The 224-nt window shown below is 44.2% G+C and carries 1 protein-coding gene; it reads left to right on the top strand.

Features of this window, described 5'->3' with window-relative positions; translation table 11 throughout:
- A partial coding sequence (locus tag AX663_RS05475; protein WP_156430765.1) for a hypothetical protein occupies window positions 1-224 on the top strand: 224 nt, incomplete at both ends.

Here is a 224-nt window from a genome sequence, read left to right on the forward strand (position 1 = left end):
GTGTCAGAAACACCAGTGGTCACCTCTGAAGGGGCTTCAACAGAAACAGTCTCTGAAAAACCAAGCTCTGAAGTCACAAGCACAGCTAGTTCGGAAGCAGCTAATTCTGAAACTACACATTCTGAGGTAAGTGCAACGACTAGTGAGAGTGTTACAACTGAGAATTCGTCACCAACAACTAGTGATACTGATACCCCTAATTCTCAAGTTCCCTCTGCTGAAAA

Origin of the sequence: Streptococcus sp. CCH8-H5 (genome assembly GCF_001556505.1) — a bacterium.
GTDB lineage: Bacteria > Bacillota > Bacilli > Lactobacillales > Streptococcaceae > Streptococcus.